Source organism: Paenibacillus pasadenensis (assembly GCF_002864175.1).
GTDB classification, from domain to species: Bacteria; Bacillota; Bacilli; order Paenibacillales; family Paenibacillaceae; genus Paenibacillus_O; species Paenibacillus_O pasadenensis.
The window spans coordinates 2,581,856-2,599,459 of the sequence record NZ_NFEZ01000004.1; the positions used below are offsets into that span (position 1 = coordinate 2,581,856).

At 67.1% G+C, this 17,604-nt stretch carries 13 protein-coding genes; 11 read left to right on the forward strand and 2 right to left on the reverse strand.

All coding sequences use genetic code 11. From position 1 onward, the window contains the following. Window positions 1-140 precede the first annotated feature (140 nt). Window positions 141-1,994: a putative amidoligase domain-containing protein gene (locus B8V81_RS20690; RefSeq protein ID WP_101809101.1), complete on the forward strand. Its 1,854-nt coding sequence runs from the start codon at window positions 141-143 to the stop codon at window positions 1,992-1,994. Window positions 1,995-2,136: 142 nt separating this feature from the next. Here the strand turns inward: B8V81_RS20690 and B8V81_RS20695 are convergent, their stop codons facing one another. Together B8V81_RS20695 and B8V81_RS20700 are read right to left on the reverse strand one after the other, a co-directional pair. Beyond that, window positions 2,137-3,156, reverse strand: a complete 1,020-nt coding sequence (locus B8V81_RS20695; protein WP_101809102.1) for an aminoglycoside phosphotransferase family protein — start codon at window positions 3,154-3,156, stop codon at window positions 2,137-2,139. Window positions 3,157-3,283: 127 nt separating this feature from the next. Further along, a complete protein-coding gene (locus B8V81_RS20700; protein WP_028598367.1) occupies window positions 3,284-3,922 on the reverse strand; it encodes a LysE/ArgO family amino acid transporter in 639 nt (212 codons plus the stop codon). Between the two features lie 143 nt (window positions 3,923-4,065). Here B8V81_RS20700 and B8V81_RS20705 point away from each other — a divergent pair, with 143 nt between their 5' ends. From B8V81_RS20705 to qoxA, 10 genes are all read left to right on the forward strand, one after another. Beyond that, complete coding sequence (locus tag B8V81_RS20705; RefSeq protein WP_323744200.1) at window positions 4,066-5,508, forward strand: aminotransferase-like domain-containing protein; 1,443 nt, start codon at window positions 4,066-4,068, stop codon at window positions 5,506-5,508. A gap of 231 nt (window positions 5,509-5,739) precedes the next feature. After that, window positions 5,740-8,481: a DNA mismatch repair protein MutS gene (gene mutS / locus B8V81_RS20710; RefSeq protein ID WP_101809103.1), complete on the forward strand. Its 2,742-nt coding sequence runs from the start codon at window positions 5,740-5,742 to the stop codon at window positions 8,479-8,481. 52 nt (window positions 8,482-8,533) lie between these two features. Continuing rightward, entirely contained in the window at window positions 8,534-10,675 is a 2,142-nt protein-coding gene (gene mutL / locus B8V81_RS20715) for a DNA mismatch repair endonuclease MutL (protein ID WP_101809104.1), read from the forward strand. Next, the gene (locus B8V81_RS20720) at window positions 10,672-11,469 is read left to right on the forward strand and encodes a class I SAM-dependent methyltransferase (RefSeq protein WP_028598363.1); all 798 of its coding nucleotides are present in this window, start codon (window positions 10,672-10,674) and stop codon (window positions 11,467-11,469) included. The genes mutL and B8V81_RS20720 overlap by 4 nt, the downstream gene beginning before the upstream one ends. Continuing rightward, window positions 11,456-12,448 carry a tRNA (adenosine(37)-N6)-dimethylallyltransferase MiaA gene (gene miaA / locus B8V81_RS20725; protein ID WP_028598362.1) on the forward strand — a complete coding sequence of 331 codons (993 nt, stop codon included), beginning with the start codon at window positions 11,456-11,458 and terminating at the stop codon, window positions 12,446-12,448. The genes B8V81_RS20720 and miaA overlap by 14 nt, the downstream gene beginning before the upstream one ends. Next, window positions 12,445-12,690, forward strand: a complete 246-nt coding sequence (gene hfq, locus B8V81_RS20730; RefSeq protein ID WP_028598361.1) for an RNA chaperone Hfq — start codon at window positions 12,445-12,447, stop codon at window positions 12,688-12,690. Before miaA ends, hfq begins: the two co-directional genes overlap by 4 nt. A 151-nt stretch (window positions 12,691-12,841) precedes the next feature. Then, window positions 12,842-15,346, forward strand: a complete 2,505-nt coding sequence (locus B8V81_RS20735; protein ID WP_180968499.1) for a transglycosylase domain-containing protein — start codon at window positions 12,842-12,844, stop codon at window positions 15,344-15,346. 46 nt (window positions 15,347-15,392) lie between these two features. Then, the gene (locus B8V81_RS20740) at window positions 15,393-16,103 is read left to right on the forward strand and encodes a peptidylprolyl isomerase (protein WP_028598360.1); all 711 of its coding nucleotides are present in this window, start codon (window positions 15,393-15,395) and stop codon (window positions 16,101-16,103) included. A gap of 95 nt (window positions 16,104-16,198) precedes the next feature. Further along, the gene (locus B8V81_RS20745; RefSeq protein ID WP_043111152.1) at window positions 16,199-16,429 is read left to right on the forward strand and encodes a hypothetical protein; all 231 of its coding nucleotides are present in this window, start codon (window positions 16,199-16,201) and stop codon (window positions 16,427-16,429) included. A 174-nt stretch (window positions 16,430-16,603) separates the two neighbouring features. Beyond that, window positions 16,604-17,590, forward strand: a complete 987-nt coding sequence (gene qoxA, locus B8V81_RS20750; protein WP_043111151.1) for a cytochrome aa3 quinol oxidase subunit II — start codon at window positions 16,604-16,606, stop codon at window positions 17,588-17,590. Window positions 17,591-17,604: the final 14 nt, after the last annotated feature.

A 17,604-nucleotide genomic window follows, 5' to 3' on the forward strand; every position in this document is an offset into this window, starting at 1 on the left:
ATGCAGGCAGTCGGAACGATTCGAGGGCGAAAGCCCTCTTTTTTTCATCTGCGGCCGCCCGGATCGGCGGGGCTTGGATCGCCGCATGAGGCGAGACGCGAGCCTCCCGTCCGCCGGCGGGACGACGGGAGGGATGCGGCATGGCGGGCAGGCTGTGGCTATGCTGCGGAGACGAGGGGGAGGACGGAGCGGACGGAGGAGCGGTCGGCGGCACGGGCATGGGAGCGTATGGAGGTACCGGCAGGGAAGCGTATGGCGATATGGGGAGGGCGGCGGAAGGCGGTACGAGCAGGGCAGCGTATGGCGGCACGGGCGGTACAGCGGAAGGCGGTACGAGCAGGGAAGCATCGCCGCTGCCGCCTGCGGAGCGCTGGCGGCCGGGGACGGAGCTGTCCCGCTACGACGCGGTGCTGCTCTGGGGAGGCGCGCGCTGGGGCGGATGGACGGCGCCGGATGGCGGGAGCCCGTGGGTGCTGAACGCCGGAGCCGCCGATGCGGCGGCGATGGGTCCGGAGCGGATGGCCCGGAGGCTTGGCCATGCCGGCATCCGCGCCGGGCGCGAGGACGCCGAGCAGCGGCAGGACGGGACGAGCGGGCGCGCCGACGAAGCGTTCGGCAGCTCGGGCCGGCTGTATTGGATCGGCGTCTTCCATCTGGAGACGCTGTGGACGGCTCGCGTCCGTCCGGGCATCGGACGGGCGAGCCTGCCGGCCGCGCTGGCGCCGGACGACGCGGCATCTGGCGTCGCGGCGACCGGCGCGCAGGATCCGGAGCTGCGCCGCGCGGGCAGGCTGGTTTGGCGCGCGGCCTACGAGCTCGGCCTGGATGCCGCCGAGCTGCTCGTGCGCGTCGCCGACGACGGACGTATGCGGCTCGAAGGGCTGCGCCTCGCGGGCAGCCGCATCTTTCGGGCCGTCGGCCCGGGCGGGCTGCCGCCCGAGGCGGAGCGGCTGCCGCCGCCGGCGGCGGAGCGCTGGGCGGATGCGGCGGCGCGGCTCGCAGCCGTCGTCCGGGCCGAGGCGCAGCGTGCCGGCGGGCAAGCGGACCGTCCGCTGCGCCTCGGCGCGGATCCGGAGTTCCTGCTGCTGCGCGCCGACGGACGGGTCGTCTCCGCATCCCGGCTCGGCGGGCTGCACAGTCCGGTCGGCAGCGACGTGCTTGTCGCCGGGCAAAGCCTGCGCCAGCCGGTCGGCGAGCTGCGGCCGGAGCCGGCCGAGGACCCGGAGGAGCTGCTCCGGCGGATTCGGCGCCTGCTGGCGCTGGCTTCCCGCCGCGGCGCGGCCGAGCCGGGCATGCGGCTCGCGGCGGGCGGCATGCCGGTGCCGGGCATCGCGCTCGGCGGGCATGTGCATCTCAGCGGCCTCGAGCTGACGACGAGGCTGCTGCGCGCGCTCGACAGCTATGCGGCGCTGCCGCTCGCGCTGGCGGAGGATCCCGCCGGCAGAGGGCGGCGGCCGCGTTACGGCACGCTCGGCGACAGCCGGCGGCAGCCGCATGGCGGCTTTGAGTACCGCACGCTGCCGAGCTGGCTCGTCTCGCCGGCCGCGGCGCGTTATGCGCTCGCCGTCTGCCTGCTGGCGGCAGAGGATGCGGCTTGGCTGGCAGAGCTGCCGGCGGCGGAGCCGGAGTACGCGCAGGCGTATTATGCGGGGGATCGGGAGCGGATGGCGGACTGCTTGCCGCGATTGCGGGCGAGCCTGCGGACGGCGCCTTCCTATGAAAAGCACGCCTCGCTGCTGGAGCCTTTTCTCGAGGCGGTCGAGGCCGGCAAAAGCTGGGACGAGAAGGCGGACCTCCGGCTGCGCTGGGGCATTCCGAGAGCGGAGGATGGGCCTGCCGTCCGTCCGTCGAAGGGAAGCGAGGAGCGGGCGGGCGGACGGCAGGTTGACCAAGCGCGAGCGGACGGACGGCATCCGGCCAGCGGAGCCTCCGCCCGCGCGGAGGCGGCCAGCGGCGCTGCCGGCGCGCAGACGAACCTGTTCGAACGCGGCTGATCCGGCCGCAGGCTTCGTCAGGAATGGCGTAAGAGGCCGTCTCCGCTGGGGCGGAGACGGCCTCTTCGGCGATATAGGGCGTGCGTGCAAGCTCGCTCAGGAGCATCTTTTCCAACGCCTTGCCCGCGAAATAAATCGGGTACTAGGCTGGCTTCATGTCATAGATTTGTTGCAGCGTATCCAGCTGCAGCCGCTTTTCCTCCGGCGACCCGGCGAATTCATGCCATTCGGCAAGCCTGTATCCGTACATCATGAGCATTCTTTCGTAGATGAAAGGATCGGCAATAGGAGCTGCCCCAGAGCATTCGTTGAATCCGCTGAGATAGGCCGGAACGCAGGTCCGGTAGATCTCGATCATGCGGGGCACATCCGCTTCATCCGCGATCAGGCTGGCGATATCCTCGCCCATGTACCCCCATCCGGCGGTATCCCAGTCGATCAGGACGATGCCGTCATCCGTATGGAATAGGTTCGCCACCCAAAAATCCCGATGGCAGAGCACGACCGGCAGCTGCTCGATGCGGCTGAAAACGGCGTCCGCCTGCTCGTCGAAATCGATCAGCATCTGGCGCAGATGCTTCGGAAGCCCGCATCCATCCGAGCGGATGCGAGCATGCAGCTCCTGCCAGGACCGATAGCGCAAATAGCCGTTTTTCGTGTATTCGACCTGGCTCAAATGGGGCAGATTCCGCAATGCCGCAGGCTGCTCCGCGTATAGCCTGCCCTGGATCCGCCCCCATTCCCGGGCGATCTGCTCCTGCATGTCCGTGGTCAGCTCCATGCCGGAGCGGCCATCGATATATTCCAGCCACAGCTGGATCTCCTCGTCGTTCAGCTCGGCGCGATAACATGCCGGGCGACGGAACGATTTCGGCAAGAGCTTGTCTAGATCGGGCGCCGCGTAGAGATCATATTCCCTACGCCATGAAAGCGGATCGCCGTGACGCTCGAACCTCTTCTGCGTCTTCCAAACGAGCCGATACGGCTCCTTGTTCCCATCGGCTGTTTCCGCGATGCCTGCGGCAAGCTGAACATCGCCTAAAGTCCCGCCATGCAGCTTTTCGAGCCGGCAATCGGCGCGGATGACCTCCTTGCCCAGCATCCGGCTCAACACCTGCGCGAGCCGCTCGGGCTCCATTCCTCTTTTTTCTTCGCGGTCCATTCCTCATCTCCTTTGCGTCTGCGGATGCAGATCGTTCATGACTGCCTCAAACGTACCCGCTCCTGGGCGAGAACTCAAAGGAACGTTCGCCTATACCTATTTTTTATCGCTTTCTGCGCGATTGCCGTCACCAGCCGAGGCGGCTCAGCTGGCCCAGCAGTCCGGCGGCCATGACGGCGGCCATCGCCCATAGCGTCAGCGCGGACAGGCGTGCGAGAGCCGCCATGATCCGAACGCTTCCTTTTCTTCGTCCGACCCACCGTCCGGCTGCGGCCAGCGCGGCGAACCAGAACCAGGAGACGGCGATGCAGACGACGGCGAAGATCGTCTTGTCGGCGCCTTCGTAGGCGAGCGAGCCGGTCCCGATGACGCCGGCCGTGTCCAGCAGCGCATGCGGATTGAGCAGCGACACCGAAGCGGCATAAGCGGCCTGCCTGCGCGCCGGAAGCGCCGCGACGCCTGCTTGCGGCTCGGCGGGAGCCGGACGGCTGTTCCAGATGGAGAAGCCCATGACGATCAGAAAGACGACTCCCGCCGCATAGAGCGCGGCCGCGAGCAGCGGATGGCTCAGCGCCGCGAGGGAGACGCCGAAAACGGCCGCGGCGATCAGCAGCGTGTCGCAGGCGGCGGCCGTCGCGACGGCCGGCCAAGCCCGCAGCAGCCGCGGCTGGGCCGCGCCTTGACTGAACAGGAACAGGTTCTGCGGCCCGAGCGGAAGGATGAGCCCAAAAGCAAGGATGAACGCATGCCAAGCGGCATTCGACATTCGGACAAGCCTCCTCGTGTGCGATAAGATCGGTCTCGTTCAAGTGTAGACGCGCGGCGCGGCGGCGTCTCCAACCAATTGGTTGCTATTGAACCCGACCAATCTGCTATACTGAGGGCTATCAAGCGATGGGGGTGGCAGCGGTGCCGAAGCGCGGAGAAAGGAATCGCAAGGAGGCAGAGCCGCTTTACCGGCAGATCCAGGAGGAGCTGCGGACGAAGATCGTGACGGGCGAATGGCCGCCCGGCACGCGAGTGCCGCCTCAGCGGCAGCTGGCGGAGCTTTACGGCGTCAACCGCAGCACGATCGTCTACGCGCTCGGCGAGCTGGCCGCGGACGGCTGGCTGCGGGCGGAGGTCGGACGCGGCACGACGGTAGCCGCGGATGTCTGGAAGGCAGCCGCCGATTCGCCGCCGCCCGACTGGGGGCGCTACGTGCGGGACGGCCTGCATGCGCCCAATCTGGAGCTGATCCGGCAGATCAACGACGCGGAGCCGGATCCTGCGCTGCTGCGGCTCGGCACGGGCGAGCTCGCGCCCGAGCTGCTGCCCTCGGCCGCCATGCAGCGGCTGCTGGCCGAGCGGCCGGAGGGGCTGCCGCTCGCCTATCCGGAGCCGCGCGGCAGCCTGCGCCTGCGCGAGGCGGTCAGCGCTAGGCTCGAGGCAAGAGGCATCCGTGCCTCGCCGTCGTCGGTGCTGATCGTCTCCGGCGCGCTGCAGGGGCTGCAGCTGATCGCGCTCGGGCTGCTGCGCCAGGGCGCGACGCTGCTGGCGGAGCAGACGAGCTATCTCGGCTCGGTCCAAGTGTTCCGCACGTCCGGCGTCCGGCTGGTCGGAGTGCCGATGGACGGACAGGGCATGCGGGACGACGAGGCGCGCCGCCTGGCCGCCCGCCATCGGGCGTCGATGCTGTACGTCCAGCCCTCCTTTCACAATCCGACCGGCATCGTCATGCCGGAGCGGCGCAGGGAGGGGCTGCTGCAGGCATGCGTCAGGGCCGGCCTGCCGATCATCGAGGACGATGTGTACGGCGACCTGTGGCTTGACGAGCCTCCGCCGGCCGCGCTCAAGGCGAGGGATCGGCAAGGACTCGTCCTCTATCTGGACAGCGTCTCGAAGTCGCTCGGTCCGGGCCTGCGCATCGGCTGGATCGCCGGACCGGAGCCGGTCATCGAACGGCTGGCCGACGTCAAGATGCAGTCCGACTACGGCTCGAGCTCGCTCTCGCAGCATGCTGTGGCCGAGTGGCTGCTCAGCGGGGAGCAGGAGCGGCATCTGGCGTTCCTGAGAGCCGAGCTCAAGGCGCGGCGCGATCTGGCGCTGGCGGCGCTCCGCGAGCATGCAGCCGATCTGGCGGACTGGAGCGTGCCTCAGGGAGGCTTCTACATCTGGCTGGCGCTGCGCCGCCCGCTTCCGATGCCGAAGCTGTTCGATGCGGCGCTGCGCGCCGGCCTGCTGGTCCATCCCGGCGAGATCTACGCCCGCGGCGACCGCCAGCATCTGCGCCTTTCGTTCGCCTATGCGCCGCCGGCCCTCCTGCGCGAAGGCATCCGCGAGCTGGCGGGGCTGATCCGTTCTTTCGATTAGTTAACGAGGTGAATGGATCGTCAGGTTAAACATAAACCGGGTAAATCCTCCGTCCGTCGCAAGAGCCCGCGATGCTTGCGCCGCCGGCTGCAGAAGCACGGCCGAGCCTCGATGCGGTCCGGCTCTGGCGTGTTTCTTCTTTTGTAAGGATTCCGTTCTGCTGGTATAATGAAGGTCGGTTTTCATAGAATGCAGGCGAGACGCGTCGAAGCCTGCCCAGGAGGTACGCACGTGGCCGCTTTGACCCCGATGATGCAGCAATATTTATCCATAAAGGAAGAAGCCAAGGATGCGTTTCTGTTTTTCCGCCTCGGCGACTTCTACGAACTGTTCTTCGACGACGCCGTACTGGCCGCCAAGGAGCTGGAAATTACGCTCACCGGCCGCGCGGGAGGCGGCGAGGACCGCATCCCGATGTGCGGCGTGCCGTACCACTCGGCGGAAGGATACATAGCGAGGCTGATCGAGAAAGGCTACAAGGTGGCGATCTGCGAGCAGGTCGAGGACCCGTCCGTCGCCAAGGGCGTCGTCCGGCGCGAGATCGTGCGGGTCGTCACTCCCGGCACGGTGATGGAGAGCAAGTCGCTCTCCGACAAGGCCAACAACTACATCGTCTCCGTCGCGGCGGAGGCGGGGCAGCTCGCGCTTGCGGCCTGCGACCTGTCGACCGGCGAGCTGTACGCGACGTCGTTCGACGAGGCGTCCGAGCTGCTGCAGGACGAAATCAACGTCTACGGACCGGCGGAGATCGTCGGCGACGCCTCCGTGCTGGAGCGGCTGCGGGCGCAGCCGCCCGCGGCCGGACGGCCGGCGCTCTACACCGAGCGGCTGCCGATGGACGAGGACAAGCTGCGGCAGCTGCTGCCGGACGGCGCGCTGGACGGCCTGCCGCCGGCGCGGCTGCGGGCCGTCTCGCTGCTCGCCGGCTATCTGGCCGAGACGCAGAAGCGCTCGCTCGGGCATCTGCGCCGGGTGCAGGGCTACGAGCCGAGCCAGTATCTCATCCTCGATCCGTTCACCCGGCGCAACCTTGAGCTGACCGAGACGGTGCAGGGCCGCAGCCGCAAGGGCTCGCTGCTCTGGCTGCTCGACCGCACCAAGACGTCGATGGGCGGACGCCTGCTGCGCCGCTGGATCGACAAGCCGCTGCTGTCCGCCGCGGCGGTCGAGGAGCGGCTGGACGCGGTCGCGGCGCTGCATGCCGACCTCATCCAGCGCGAGGACATCCGCGCCGAGCTGGACGGCATCTATGATCTGGAGCGCCTCGTCGGCCGCGTCGCCTACGGCACGGCGGGCGGACGCGATCTGGCCGCGCTGAAGGCGTCGCTGGAGCGCGTGCCCAGCCTGCTGGCGCTGCTGGCCGGCTCCGGCTCGGAGACGCTGCGCCGGCTCGCGGACGGCGTCGACGACTGCGGCGACCTGCGCGAGATGATCGACACGGTGCTCGTGGACGAGCCGCCGGTGTCGACGCGCGAGGGCGGGCTCATCCGCGCCGGCTACGACGACTACCTCGACCAGCTGCGCGAGGCGAGCAGCGGAGGCAAGCGCTGGCTCGCCGACCTGGAGCGGCGCGAGCGCGAGGCGACGGGCATCCGCTCGCTCAAGATCGGCTACAACAAGGTGTTCGGCTACTACCTCGAGGTGTCCAAGGCCAATCTCGGCTCTTTGCCCGAAGGCCGCTACGAGCGCAAGCAGACGCTCGCCAACGCCGAGCGCTTCGTCACGCCGGAGCTGAAGGAGAAGGAGCGGCTCATCCTCGAGGCCGAGGAGAAGATGACCGACCTCGAATACAGCCTGTTCCTGCAGCTGCGCGACCATATTGCCGACCAGCTGCACCGGCTGCAGCGGCTGGCGGACGTCATCGCCCGCGCCGACGTGCTGCAGTCGCTCGCCGCGGTCAGCGCCGAGCGCCGCTACGTGCGGCCGCAGATGGGAGAGGAGTACGACCTGTCGATCGAAGGCGGCCGCCATCCCGTCGTCGAGGCGGTGCTGGACGGCGCGCCGTTCATGGCCAACGGCGCCGAGCTGAGCGAGGACGGCGCGCGCGTGCTGCTCATCACCGGCCCGAACATGGCCGGCAAGAGCACCTACATGCGCCAGACGGCGCTCATCTGCATCATGGCGCAGATCGGCTGCTTCGTGCCGGCGCGCTCGGCGCGGCTGCCGCTGGTCGACCGCATCTTCACCCGCATCGGGGCGGCGGACGATCTGGCCGGCGGACAGAGCACGTTCATGGTCGAGATGCGCGACATCCAGCAGATGACCGACAAGGCGACCCGCCGCAGCCTCGTCATCATCGACGAGCTCGGCCGCGGCACGTCGACGGCGGAGGGGATGAGCATCGCGCAGGCGGTCATCGAGTTCCTGCATGACCGGACCGGCTGCAAGGCGCTCGTCTCGACGCATTTCCACGAGCTGTCGCATCTGGAGCAGTCGCTCCGCTGCCTGCGCAACGCCAGCATGGCGGTCAAGGAAAGCGGCGGCGACGTGACGTTCCTGCGCAGGCTCGTGCCCGGCGCGGCCAGCACGAGCTACGGCATCTACTGCGCGCGGCTTGCCGGCCTGCCGGAGAGCATCATCGGCCGCGCCTACGAGCTGCTCGCCGGACACGAAGCGCCTGCCGCGGCGTCCGCACGCGCCGGCGAGCATGGCCGCGGCGAGGGGCTGGCCGCTCGCGAAGCCGCCGCCGCGTACGAGGAGGCGATCGAGCCGCAGGCGCGCCCGGACGAGCGGCCGACGGGCGCGGCAGAGCCGATCGCATCGGACCGGCCGGCCGCGCCGCAAACGGCGGTCCAGCTGTCGATCTTCGGCGAGCCGGAGACGCTGGCTGCCGGCGGAGGCAAGCGCCGCGCAGGCCGCGGCGCCGACGCGGCGGACGAGCTGGCGGAGCGGCTGCGCAAGCTCGATCTGTTCAACCTGACGCCGATGCAGGCGATGCAGTGGCTGAACGAGGAGAAGGTCCGGCTCGGCTGAGCCGGACCGACTCGGTCGGCAGCTGATTTTCAACCCAGGGAGGTGGGGAACGATGGGCAAGATCCATGTGCTGGACGAGCATCTGGCGAACCAGATCGCCGCGGGCGAGGTCGTCGAACGGCCGGCCTCCGTCGTCAAGGAGCTGGTGGAGAACGCGGTCGACGCCGGCGCGACCTCGATCGACATCACGATCGAGGAGGGCGGGCTGAGCCTCATCCGCGTGCAGGACAACGGCGGCGGCATCGAGCCGGAGGACATGGAGACGGCGTTCCAGCGGCATGCGACGAGCAAGCTGCTGAGCGACCGCGACCTGTTCCGGATCGCGAGCCTCGGCTTCCGTGGCGAGGCGCTGCCGAGCATCGCCGCCGTCGCGCGCGTCGAATGCGTCTCCGCGAGCGGCGACAGCAGACTCGGCCGCCGCATCCGCATGGAAGGCGGCCAGCTGACCGCCGACGAGCATGCCGGCTGCTCGCAGGGGACGGACATGACCGTCCGCGACCTTTTCTTCAACACGCCCGCCCGCCTCAAATATATGAAAAGCATCCAGACCGAGCTCGGCCATATCTCGGACTATATTTACCGCATCGCGCTCGCCCATCCGGGCATCGCCTTCTCGCTGACGCATAACGGCGGCAGCCTGCTCCGCACGTCCGGCACGGGCGACCGGCTGCAGGTGATCGCCGCCGTCTACGGCACCGGCACGGCCAAGGCGATGCTGCCGCTGCGCGGCGAGCATGCCGACTACGAGCTGAACGGGTACATCTCCAAGCCGGAGCTGACCCGGGCGAGCCGCAGCGCGCTGACGACCGTCGTCAACGGCCGGTACATCCGCAGCTTCGCCGTGCAGTCGTCGCTGCTCGCCGCCTACCACACGCTGCTGCCGATCAACCGCTTCCCGGTCGCGGTGCTGGAGATCGGCATGCATCCGGGGCTCGTCGACGTCAACGTGCATCCGTCCAAGATGGAGGTGCGGTTCAGCAAGGAAGCCGAGCTCAAGGCGTTCGTGGAGGAAACGGCGCGCGCCGCGCTCGGCGGAAGGCGCCATATTCCAGGTCCCGAGTCCGGCCGGGGCGAGCGCTCCGGTCCGGTGTACCGGCAGGAGCAGCTGCGCTTCCCCTCGCCGGAGCCGGTTGCGGGATGCTGGCTCGACCCCCGCCCCTCCGGCGGCCATGCCGCCGGACGGCGCCCGCGACGGCCGCCGCGGGCACCGCCGCCGCGCACGGACGGCGCGCGCGGCTCCGCGTCCGTCGGCTCGACAGCCCGCGCGGGCAGCGTCGCCGCCGGACCGTGGCGGCCGCCCGCCGCGCATCCGCCGGCCGTGCCGCCGGATGCGGCGCAGCGGCTGTACGCGCCCGCTGCCGGCGCCTTCGGCGCGGCCGGCTGGCGCGAGTCCGCCGCCGCCGGCTACGCGGCTTCGCCGGCCGATCCGGCCGGTACGCCTTCGCCGCCGGATGCGGCCGCGTCCAATTCCGCGGCCGCCGCAGCGGACAGCGCTCCGTCGCTCCCCGTCGCCGCCGCCGCTGGCGCGAGCGCGAGTCCGCCGCCGGAGCTCGCGCCCGATCCGGCCGTTCCTGCGGCCGGCGGCGCTCCAGCGGCCGACGCTGCCGGATTCCCGGAGCTGAGCTGGGTCGGCCAGCTGCACGGCACGTACCTGATCGCGCAAAACGAGGAAGGCATGTATCTGATCGACCAGCATGCCGCCCATGAGCGCATCAACTACGAATATTACTACCGCAAGTTCGGCGAGGTGAGCGGCGAAAGCCAGCCGCTGCTGCTGCCGTTCACGCTGGAATATACGAGCGCGGACGCGCTGCAGCTGGTCGAGCGGCTGCCGCTGCTGGCGGAGGCGGGCGTCGAGCTCGAGCCGTTCGGGCCGCAAAGCTTCCTCGTCCGCTCTCATCCCCACTGGTTCCCGAAGGGACGGGAGCAGGAGCTGGTCGAGGAGATGGCCGATTGGGCGCTGCGCGAGAAGCGCGCCGTCGACATCGCCAAGCTGCGCGAGGAAGCGGCGATCCTGTGCTCGTGCAAAGCTTCCATTAAAGCGAACGACCGGCTCAGCCGCGAGGAAGGCGAGACGCTGCTGGCGAGGCTCGCGGCATGCGCGCAGCCGTATACGTGCCCGCACGGCCGGCCGATCCTCGTCCATATCTCGGTCTATCAGCTGGAAAAAATGTTCAAGCGGGTGATGTCATGATCGTAACGACGACGGATCAGCCGTCGGCGGACATGCTGGCGACGGCGGCGCGACTGGCGGAGGAGCTGGGCGCGCGGCTGGAGCCGCGCCGCCGCCGCACGCTCGGCCAGCTTGCCGCCCAGGCGGGCGACCGCGAGCTGCTCGTCGTGACGAGCACGCAGCTGCGCTATTACGGCGGCCCCGAGGAGCCGCCCTTCTATTTTCATCCGAGCATGGCCTATGTGCGGGTCAAAAGGCTGCGCAAGGGCGAGCCGGATCCGCTCGTCGAGCTGGCAGGCGTCCGCCCGGGCGACCGCGTGCTCGATTGCACGGCCGGTCTGGCCGGCGATGCGATCGTGTTCGCCTACGCGGCCGGTCCGGAGGGCGAGGTGACGGCGCTCGAGAGCGAGCCCGTGCTGCATGCGGTCGTCCGCGACGGACTGCGGACGTACGAGACGGAGCTGCCCGACGTGACGGCCGCGCTGCGCCGCATCCGCGCGGTCCGCGCCGATTATGCGGAGCATCTCCGCTCGCTCCCGGACGACAGCTTCGACATCGTCTATTTCGACCCGATGTTCCGCGATCCGGTGCATGAGTCGAGCTCGATCGGCCCGCTGCGCGGCCTCGCCAACCCGGAGCCGCTTCATCCCGACGCCGTCCGCGAGGCGATGCGGGTGGCGAGGCGCGCCGTCGTGCTCAAGGAAACGAACCACAGTCCCGAATTCGGCCGGCTCGGCTTCGTCCGCTGTCCGGGCAAAAAGACGTCGGCTGTCGGATATGGAGTGATAACGATTGGCAAGCATGACCCCGCATAAGCCGCCGCTGCTCGTCCTGCTCGGACCGACGGCGGTCGGCAAGACGAAGCTGAGCCTCGAGCTCGCCAAGGCGTACGGAGCGGAAATCATCTCCGGCGATTCCATGCAGGTGTACCGGGGCATGGACATCGGCACCGCGAAGATCAGGCCGGAGGAGATGGAAGGCGTCCCGCATCATCTGATCGACATCCGCGATCCGCGCGAGTCGTATTCGGCCGCGGACTTTCAGGAAGCCTGCTCGCGGCTCATTCCCGAGATCGCCGGGCGCGGCCGGCTGCCGTTCATCGTCGGCGGCACCGGTCTGTACATCGAGTCGGTCTGCTACGGCTACCGGTTCTCGCAGGCGGCGTCCGACGAGAGCTATCGCGCCGAGCTGCAGGCATTCGGGGAGGCGCAGGGCGCGGAGGCGCTGCATGCGCGGCTCGCGGCCGCCGATCCCGAGAGCGCGGCCCGGCTGCATCCGAACGATACGCGCCGCGTCATCCGCGCGCTGGAAATTCTGCATCTGACGGGCGAGACGATGAGCGGCCAGCTCGCCGGACAGAAAAAGGAATCGCCTTACGAACTATGTCTGCTGGGACTGACGATGGATCGGGCCGAGCTGTACCGCCGCATCGAGCGGCGGATCGATCTGATGATGGAGGAGGGGCTCGCGGAGGAGGTCGCCCGGCTGCTCGCCTCCGGCGTGCCGGACGATGCGGTGGCGATGCAGGGGCTCGGCTACAAGGAGCTCGTCCCGTGGCTGCGCGGAGAGCGCTCGAGGGAGGAGGCGGCGGAGCTGCTGAAGCGCGATACGAGGCGCTTCGCCAAGCGGCAGCTGAGCTGGTTCCGCCATATGAAGGACATCGAATGGATCGACGCGGGGGAAAATTTTCACAACAATTTGGAGCGCATCCATGCTATACTAGCAGGAAAGCTAGGCTGCGGTCTTGAATATACCACTAACCAATCTTCTTGTGACGGGGGTAACTCTCAATGAACAAATCCATCAATATTCAAGATACGTTCCTGAACCAGCTGCGCAAGGACAGCATTCCGGTGACGGTTTACTTGACGAACGGCTTCCAGATCCGGGGCGTCATCCGCGCCTTCGACAACTTCACGATCGTCATCGACTCGGACGGACGCCAGCAGATGGTGTACAAGCATGCCATCTCGACGTTCACGCCGCAGCGCAACGTATCGCTGATGCAGCAGGAGACGCCGGGCGCAGGAGCCTGAGCACCCCCGATGAAACCTTTCCCGTCTTTTCCTCGTTAGTTGAATATCGGTCCGAAGAACAACCCGCTCTTCCGGCAGGGTTGTTCTTCTGTTTGCGGGGTATACCTATAACGGGAGAAGCTAGGACCGACCGGAAGGAGTCATGAGCCATATGCCAGAACAGAGAAAAAAAGGGGAAGGCCGCCCGTCCGGGGCCAAATCGGCGAAGGGACGGGGGCGCTCGCGCGCCAGCCGCAAGCGCAAATGGTTTTACGGATTGTTTTTCGCCGGCGCGCTCGGCGTCGTCTGCGCCATCGTCGGCTATCTGCTCGTCATCCTGAACGGCGAGCGCATCCTCGCGGCCAACCGCGACGTGCTGCTGCGCGGAGACGCGTCGGCAATCTATGATTCAAGCAACGGCAAAATCGCGAGCCTCGCCTCCGTCAACTCGCAGGACGCGCAGTTCAGCGAGCTGCCGGAGCTGCTGCGGAACGCGTTCATCGCCACCGAGGACAAGCGGTTCGAGGAGCATTCCGGCATCGACGTCATCGGCATCGGCCGCGCCATCGTCAAGGACATCATCGCGCGCAGCGCGGTCGAAGGCGCCAGCACGATCACGCAGCAGCTGGCGCGCAACCTGTTCCTCAACCAGGACAAGACGTTTTTCCGCAAGGCGACCGAGGCTTCGATCGCCGTCGCGCTGGAGAACCAGCTGAGCAAGGACGAGATTTTGACGATGTACCTCAACCGGATCTACTTCGGCAACGGGGTGTACGGAGTCAAGCTCGCCGCCAAGTATTACTTCAACAGCAGCCTCGAGGACCTCAAGCTGTGGCAGATGGCTACGCTTGCCGCGATCCCCAAGGCGCCGAGCTATTATAATCCGAAGGACGACGCCGAGCGCTCCGCCGGCCGCCGCGCGGTCGTGCTGACGCTCATGAACAATCAAGGCTACATCACTGAGGCCGAGATGGAGCAGGCCAAGGCTGTCGTCTACAAGCCGCTGGACAATTACAGCACCGGCAGCTCGCGCAACAAATTCATGACCTACGTCGACTACGCCGTCAAGGAAGCGGTACAGGTGACGGGCCGCACCGAGGACGAGATCCGCCTCGGCGGCTTCAAGATCTACACGGCGCTCAACGCCACGGCGCAGCAGACGGTGGAGGACGCGTTCGACGACGACAGCAACTTCGAAAAGTCGCCCGACGACCAGAAGCAGCAGGCCGCGATGGTCATCATGGACCATAGCGACGGCTCGATCAAGGCGATGATTGGCGGCCGCGACTACGTCCGCAAAGGCTGGAACCGCGTCACCGTGCCGCGCCAGCCGGGCTCCGCGTTCAAGCCGATCACCGTGTACGGACCCGCCCTCGACACGGGCGACTACACGCCGGACTCGATCCTGCGCGACGACAAGAAATGCTACGGCGACTACTGTCCGACCGATTCCAACCGCGTCAAGTACATCGGTCCGATCACGATGGCGCAGTCGCTCAAGGAGTCGCGCAACGCCTCGGCCGTCTGGCTGCTCAACGAGATCGGCGTCAGCAAGGGCGTCGCGTTCTCCGAGAAGCTCGGCATGCCGCTCGACAAGTCCAAGGACCGCAACCTCAGCATCGCGCTCGGCGGCCTGACGACGGGCGTCTCGCCGCTGCAGATGGCGACCGCCTACAGCGCCTTTGCCAACGACGGGCGCTCGGTCGACGCGCATACGATCGTACGTATCGAGAGCTCGGACGGAGCGACGGTCTATGAGTATGCCGGTCCGAAGCCGAAGCAGCTCATGAAGGAACAGACGGCCGCCTACATGACGCAGATCATGCAGGGAGTCGTCCAGTCTGGAGGCACGGGAGCCGGAGCGGCGATCGACCGCCCGCTCGCCGGCAAGACGGGCACGACCCAGCACGGCATCCCGGGACTGAAGTCCAGCTACAACCGCGACGCCTGGTTCGTCGGCTATACGCCGGAATGGACGGCCGCGGTATGGATGGGCTACGACAAGACCGACAAGGACCATCTGCTCAAGAAAAGCAGCTCCGCGGCTGCGGCGCTGTTCTCCAAAGTGATGCGGAAGGCGATGAAGGACGTTCCGCGCGGCTCCTTCGACAAGGCTCCTGCGCCAACGCCGCAGACGCCGCCTCCGGGCGAGCAGCCCGATCAGGTGCTCGACCTGCAAGGCAGCTACGACGAGAACGCCATGCTCGTCGCGCTGCGCTGGTCGCCGGTCGAGGGCGAGTCGATCAGCTACCGCATCTACCGCAAGGCAGAAGGCGAAGCCGACTATGCCCGCATCCTCGACGCGGCCTCGCCTGGAGTGGCGGACTTGTCCGTCGCGCCTGGCATGAGCTATGAATATTACGTGACCGCGTACGACGATGCCAGCGGACAAGAAGGCGTGCCGTCGGCCAAAATCTTCGTCGAGATCCCGGGCGTCGAGCTGTCTCCGAGCCCGACGCCGAGCGAGCCGCCGATTGCCGAGCCCTCCCCGAGCGAAGAACCGGGCACGGAGCCGAGCGAGCCGGCCGTTCCGACTCCGACGCCGACACCGGGCTCGACGCCGACCCCAATGCCGACTCCGACCGAGCAGGCAGCCACGGACGGCGGAACGCCGCCGACCGAAGGTCCTGCCAGCGGAGACGAGGCCGCCCAAGGCGCCGGCTTCGTCTCGCCTTGATTCGCCAGCCAGCAGCCCATCCCACCAGCAAAGGATGATCCAATCCATGAACCGCATGCTCGCTTCCACATCCGCTCTTCTGCTCGCCGCCGCCCTCGTGCTGGGCGGCTGCGGCGCCAAGTCCGACGGCAACGCGACCGGAGGAGCCGGAGGCTCCTCGAACACGGAGCCGCCAGCCACCGCCAGCCCGGCCAGCTCGCCGGAGCCGTCGGCCGAGCCGGCCAAGCAATGGGACAAGGCTCCCGCCATGGCCATCGATCCGGACAAGACGTACAAAGCCGTCGTCAAGACGACGGAGGGCGAGTTCACGATCCGCTTGTTCGCCAAGGACGCTCCGCAGACCGTCAACAACTTCGTCTTCCTCGCCAAAGAGGGCTTCTACGAGGGCGTCGTGTTCCACCGCATCATCCAGGAATTCATGGTCCAGACCGGAGATCCGACAGGCACAGGCGCCGGCGGTCCCGGCTACGCGATTCCCGATGAGCTGAACAACGGCCACTCGTACGACAAGTACGTCGTCGCCATGGCCAACGCCGGTCCGAACACGGGCGGCAGCCAGTTCTTCATCGGCACCGGCGACAGCGTGCGCGGCCTCGACGCCCAGCCGAACTACGCGATTTTCGGCGAGGTCGAGAGCGGCCAGGACGTCGTGGACAAGATCGCGGCGACGCCGGTCGAGGTCGACCCGAACAGCGGCGAGACCAGCAAGCCGACGACGGTCGTCAAAATGGAGTCCATCGACATCCAGGAAAGCTGATCCGTTCCTCGCGTCTGTGACGAATCTCCCCCGAACGGGTGAACCTTTTGTGAATTTCCTCATATGCTGAACCATAGCAGAAGGGGGAGTTCCTCATGGACAAGCGAATGACGATGGCGGCCATGCTTCAAGGCTATGCGTGGGCGCTGGCCGCGACAGGAGCCGTGCTTTGCCTCTTTTTCCTCACTCCGTTCAACGACCGCAACCTGCCGCTCATGCTCGGGATGGGCTGCCTGGTCGCCTCGCCCGTCGTCATGATCGCGGCAAGCATGTTTCCACTCTCGGAAGAAATCGCGGAGGATGGGCAAGATAAGACAATTCGTTGAACAACGTATTACGGAATTCGCACAAAAATAAGACGGATTCGTTAACGGGGACGCGGATACGCGTCCTTTTTGATATGCTGGTTGCGAGAGAGGGAACCGTATCTTTGCGGACGGCAGGGGACATTCCCGAATTGTGGGTAATATGCTTGGAGATGGCCTAAAGGAGATGAAACAATGAAAGCTGCACGCAAGCGGCTCCGCAGGCTGGGGACGGTCCTGGCCGGAGCCGGAATGGCCGTATTCCTGGCCGGGTGCGAAAATGCGATCGTCCTCGATCCGAAAGGACCGGTCGCGGAAATCCAGAAGGACCTCATCTGGATCTCCGTCCTTCTGTGCGCCGTCGTCGTCGTGCCGGTGCTGGCGATTTTCGCCTATATCGTCTGGAGGTACCGGGACAAGCCGGACAACAAGGCGCCTTACGAGCCGAACTGGTCGCACAGCACGAAGCTCGAGGCGATCTGGTGGACGATTCCGATCATCATCGTCGCGCTGCTCGGCTACTTCACGGTGCGCGACACGTACAAGCTGATCAAGCCGCCGGCCGAGACGGCGCATGTCGAGCCGGTCACGATCCAGGTCACGTCGATGGACTGGAAATGGCTGTTCCAGTATCCCGACCAGGGGATCGCGACGGTCAACTACCTGAACATCCCGGAAAAGACGCCGATCCAGTTCGTCCTCACCTCCAACTCAGCGATGAACTCGTTCTGGGTTCCGCAGCTGGGCGGCATGATGTATACGATGCCGGGAATGGCGATGCGGATGTGGCTGCAGTCCGACGGCACGGGCGAGTATTACGGTTCCGGCGCCAACTTCTCCGGCAGCGAGTTCGCCAAGATGAACTTCAAGGTCACGTCGATGACGCAGGACGATTTCGACGCCTGGATCGAGAAGTCCAAGCAGGAGCCGGCGAAGCTGGACCATAAGGCTTATCAGCAGCTGGCCGTGAAGGGCACCGCGCCGATCCAGACGTTCGGGGACCTCGAGCCGACGCTGTTCAACTCGATCGTCATCCAGAACGGCGGCCATCACCATCCGGCGAACGGCCTCGACATCCGGGGCGCGTTCCCGGTGAAGAAAGACAAGCAGGACAGCTCCGCCGGCGGCAGCCAGGCGGCTGATTCCGCGGCGTCCGGCGATCAGCCGGACTCGAGCCAATAGGCGGCAAGGGGAGG

Excerpts from the sequence above, each read along its gene's own strand:
- B8V81_RS20740 (WP_028598360.1), top strand. The coding sequence starts at position 15,393 with ATGAACCGCATGCTCGCTTCCACATCCGCTCTTCTGCTCGCCGCCGCC.
- B8V81_RS20690 (WP_101809101.1), top strand. The coding sequence starts at position 141 with ATGGCGGGCAGGCTGTGGCTATGCTGCGGAGACGAGGGGGAGGACGGA.
- mutL (WP_101809104.1), top strand. The coding sequence starts at position 8,534 with ATGGGCAAGATCCATGTGCTGGACGAGCATCTGGCGAACCAGATCGCC.
- B8V81_RS20720 (WP_028598363.1), top strand. The coding sequence starts at position 10,672 with ATGATCGTAACGACGACGGATCAGCCGTCGGCGGACATGCTGGCGACG.
- B8V81_RS20735 (WP_180968499.1), top strand. The coding sequence starts at position 12,842 with ATGCCAGAACAGAGAAAAAAAGGGGAAGGCCGCCCGTCCGGGGCCAAA.
- qoxA (WP_043111151.1), top strand. The coding sequence starts at position 16,604 with ATGAAAGCTGCACGCAAGCGGCTCCGCAGGCTGGGGACGGTCCTGGCC.
- B8V81_RS20700 (WP_028598367.1), bottom strand. The coding sequence starts at position 3,922 with ATGTCGAATGCCGCTTGGCATGCGTTCATCCTTGCTTTTGGGCTCATC.
- B8V81_RS20745 (WP_043111152.1), top strand. The coding sequence starts at position 16,199 with ATGGACAAGCGAATGACGATGGCGGCCATGCTTCAAGGCTATGCGTGG.
- B8V81_RS20695 (WP_101809102.1), bottom strand. The coding sequence starts at position 3,156 with ATGGACCGCGAAGAAAAAAGAGGAATGGAGCCCGAGCGGCTCGCGCAG.
- miaA (WP_028598362.1), top strand. The coding sequence starts at position 11,456 with ATGACCCCGCATAAGCCGCCGCTGCTCGTCCTGCTCGGACCGACGGCG.
- hfq (WP_028598361.1), top strand. The coding sequence starts at position 12,445 with ATGAACAAATCCATCAATATTCAAGATACGTTCCTGAACCAGCTGCGC.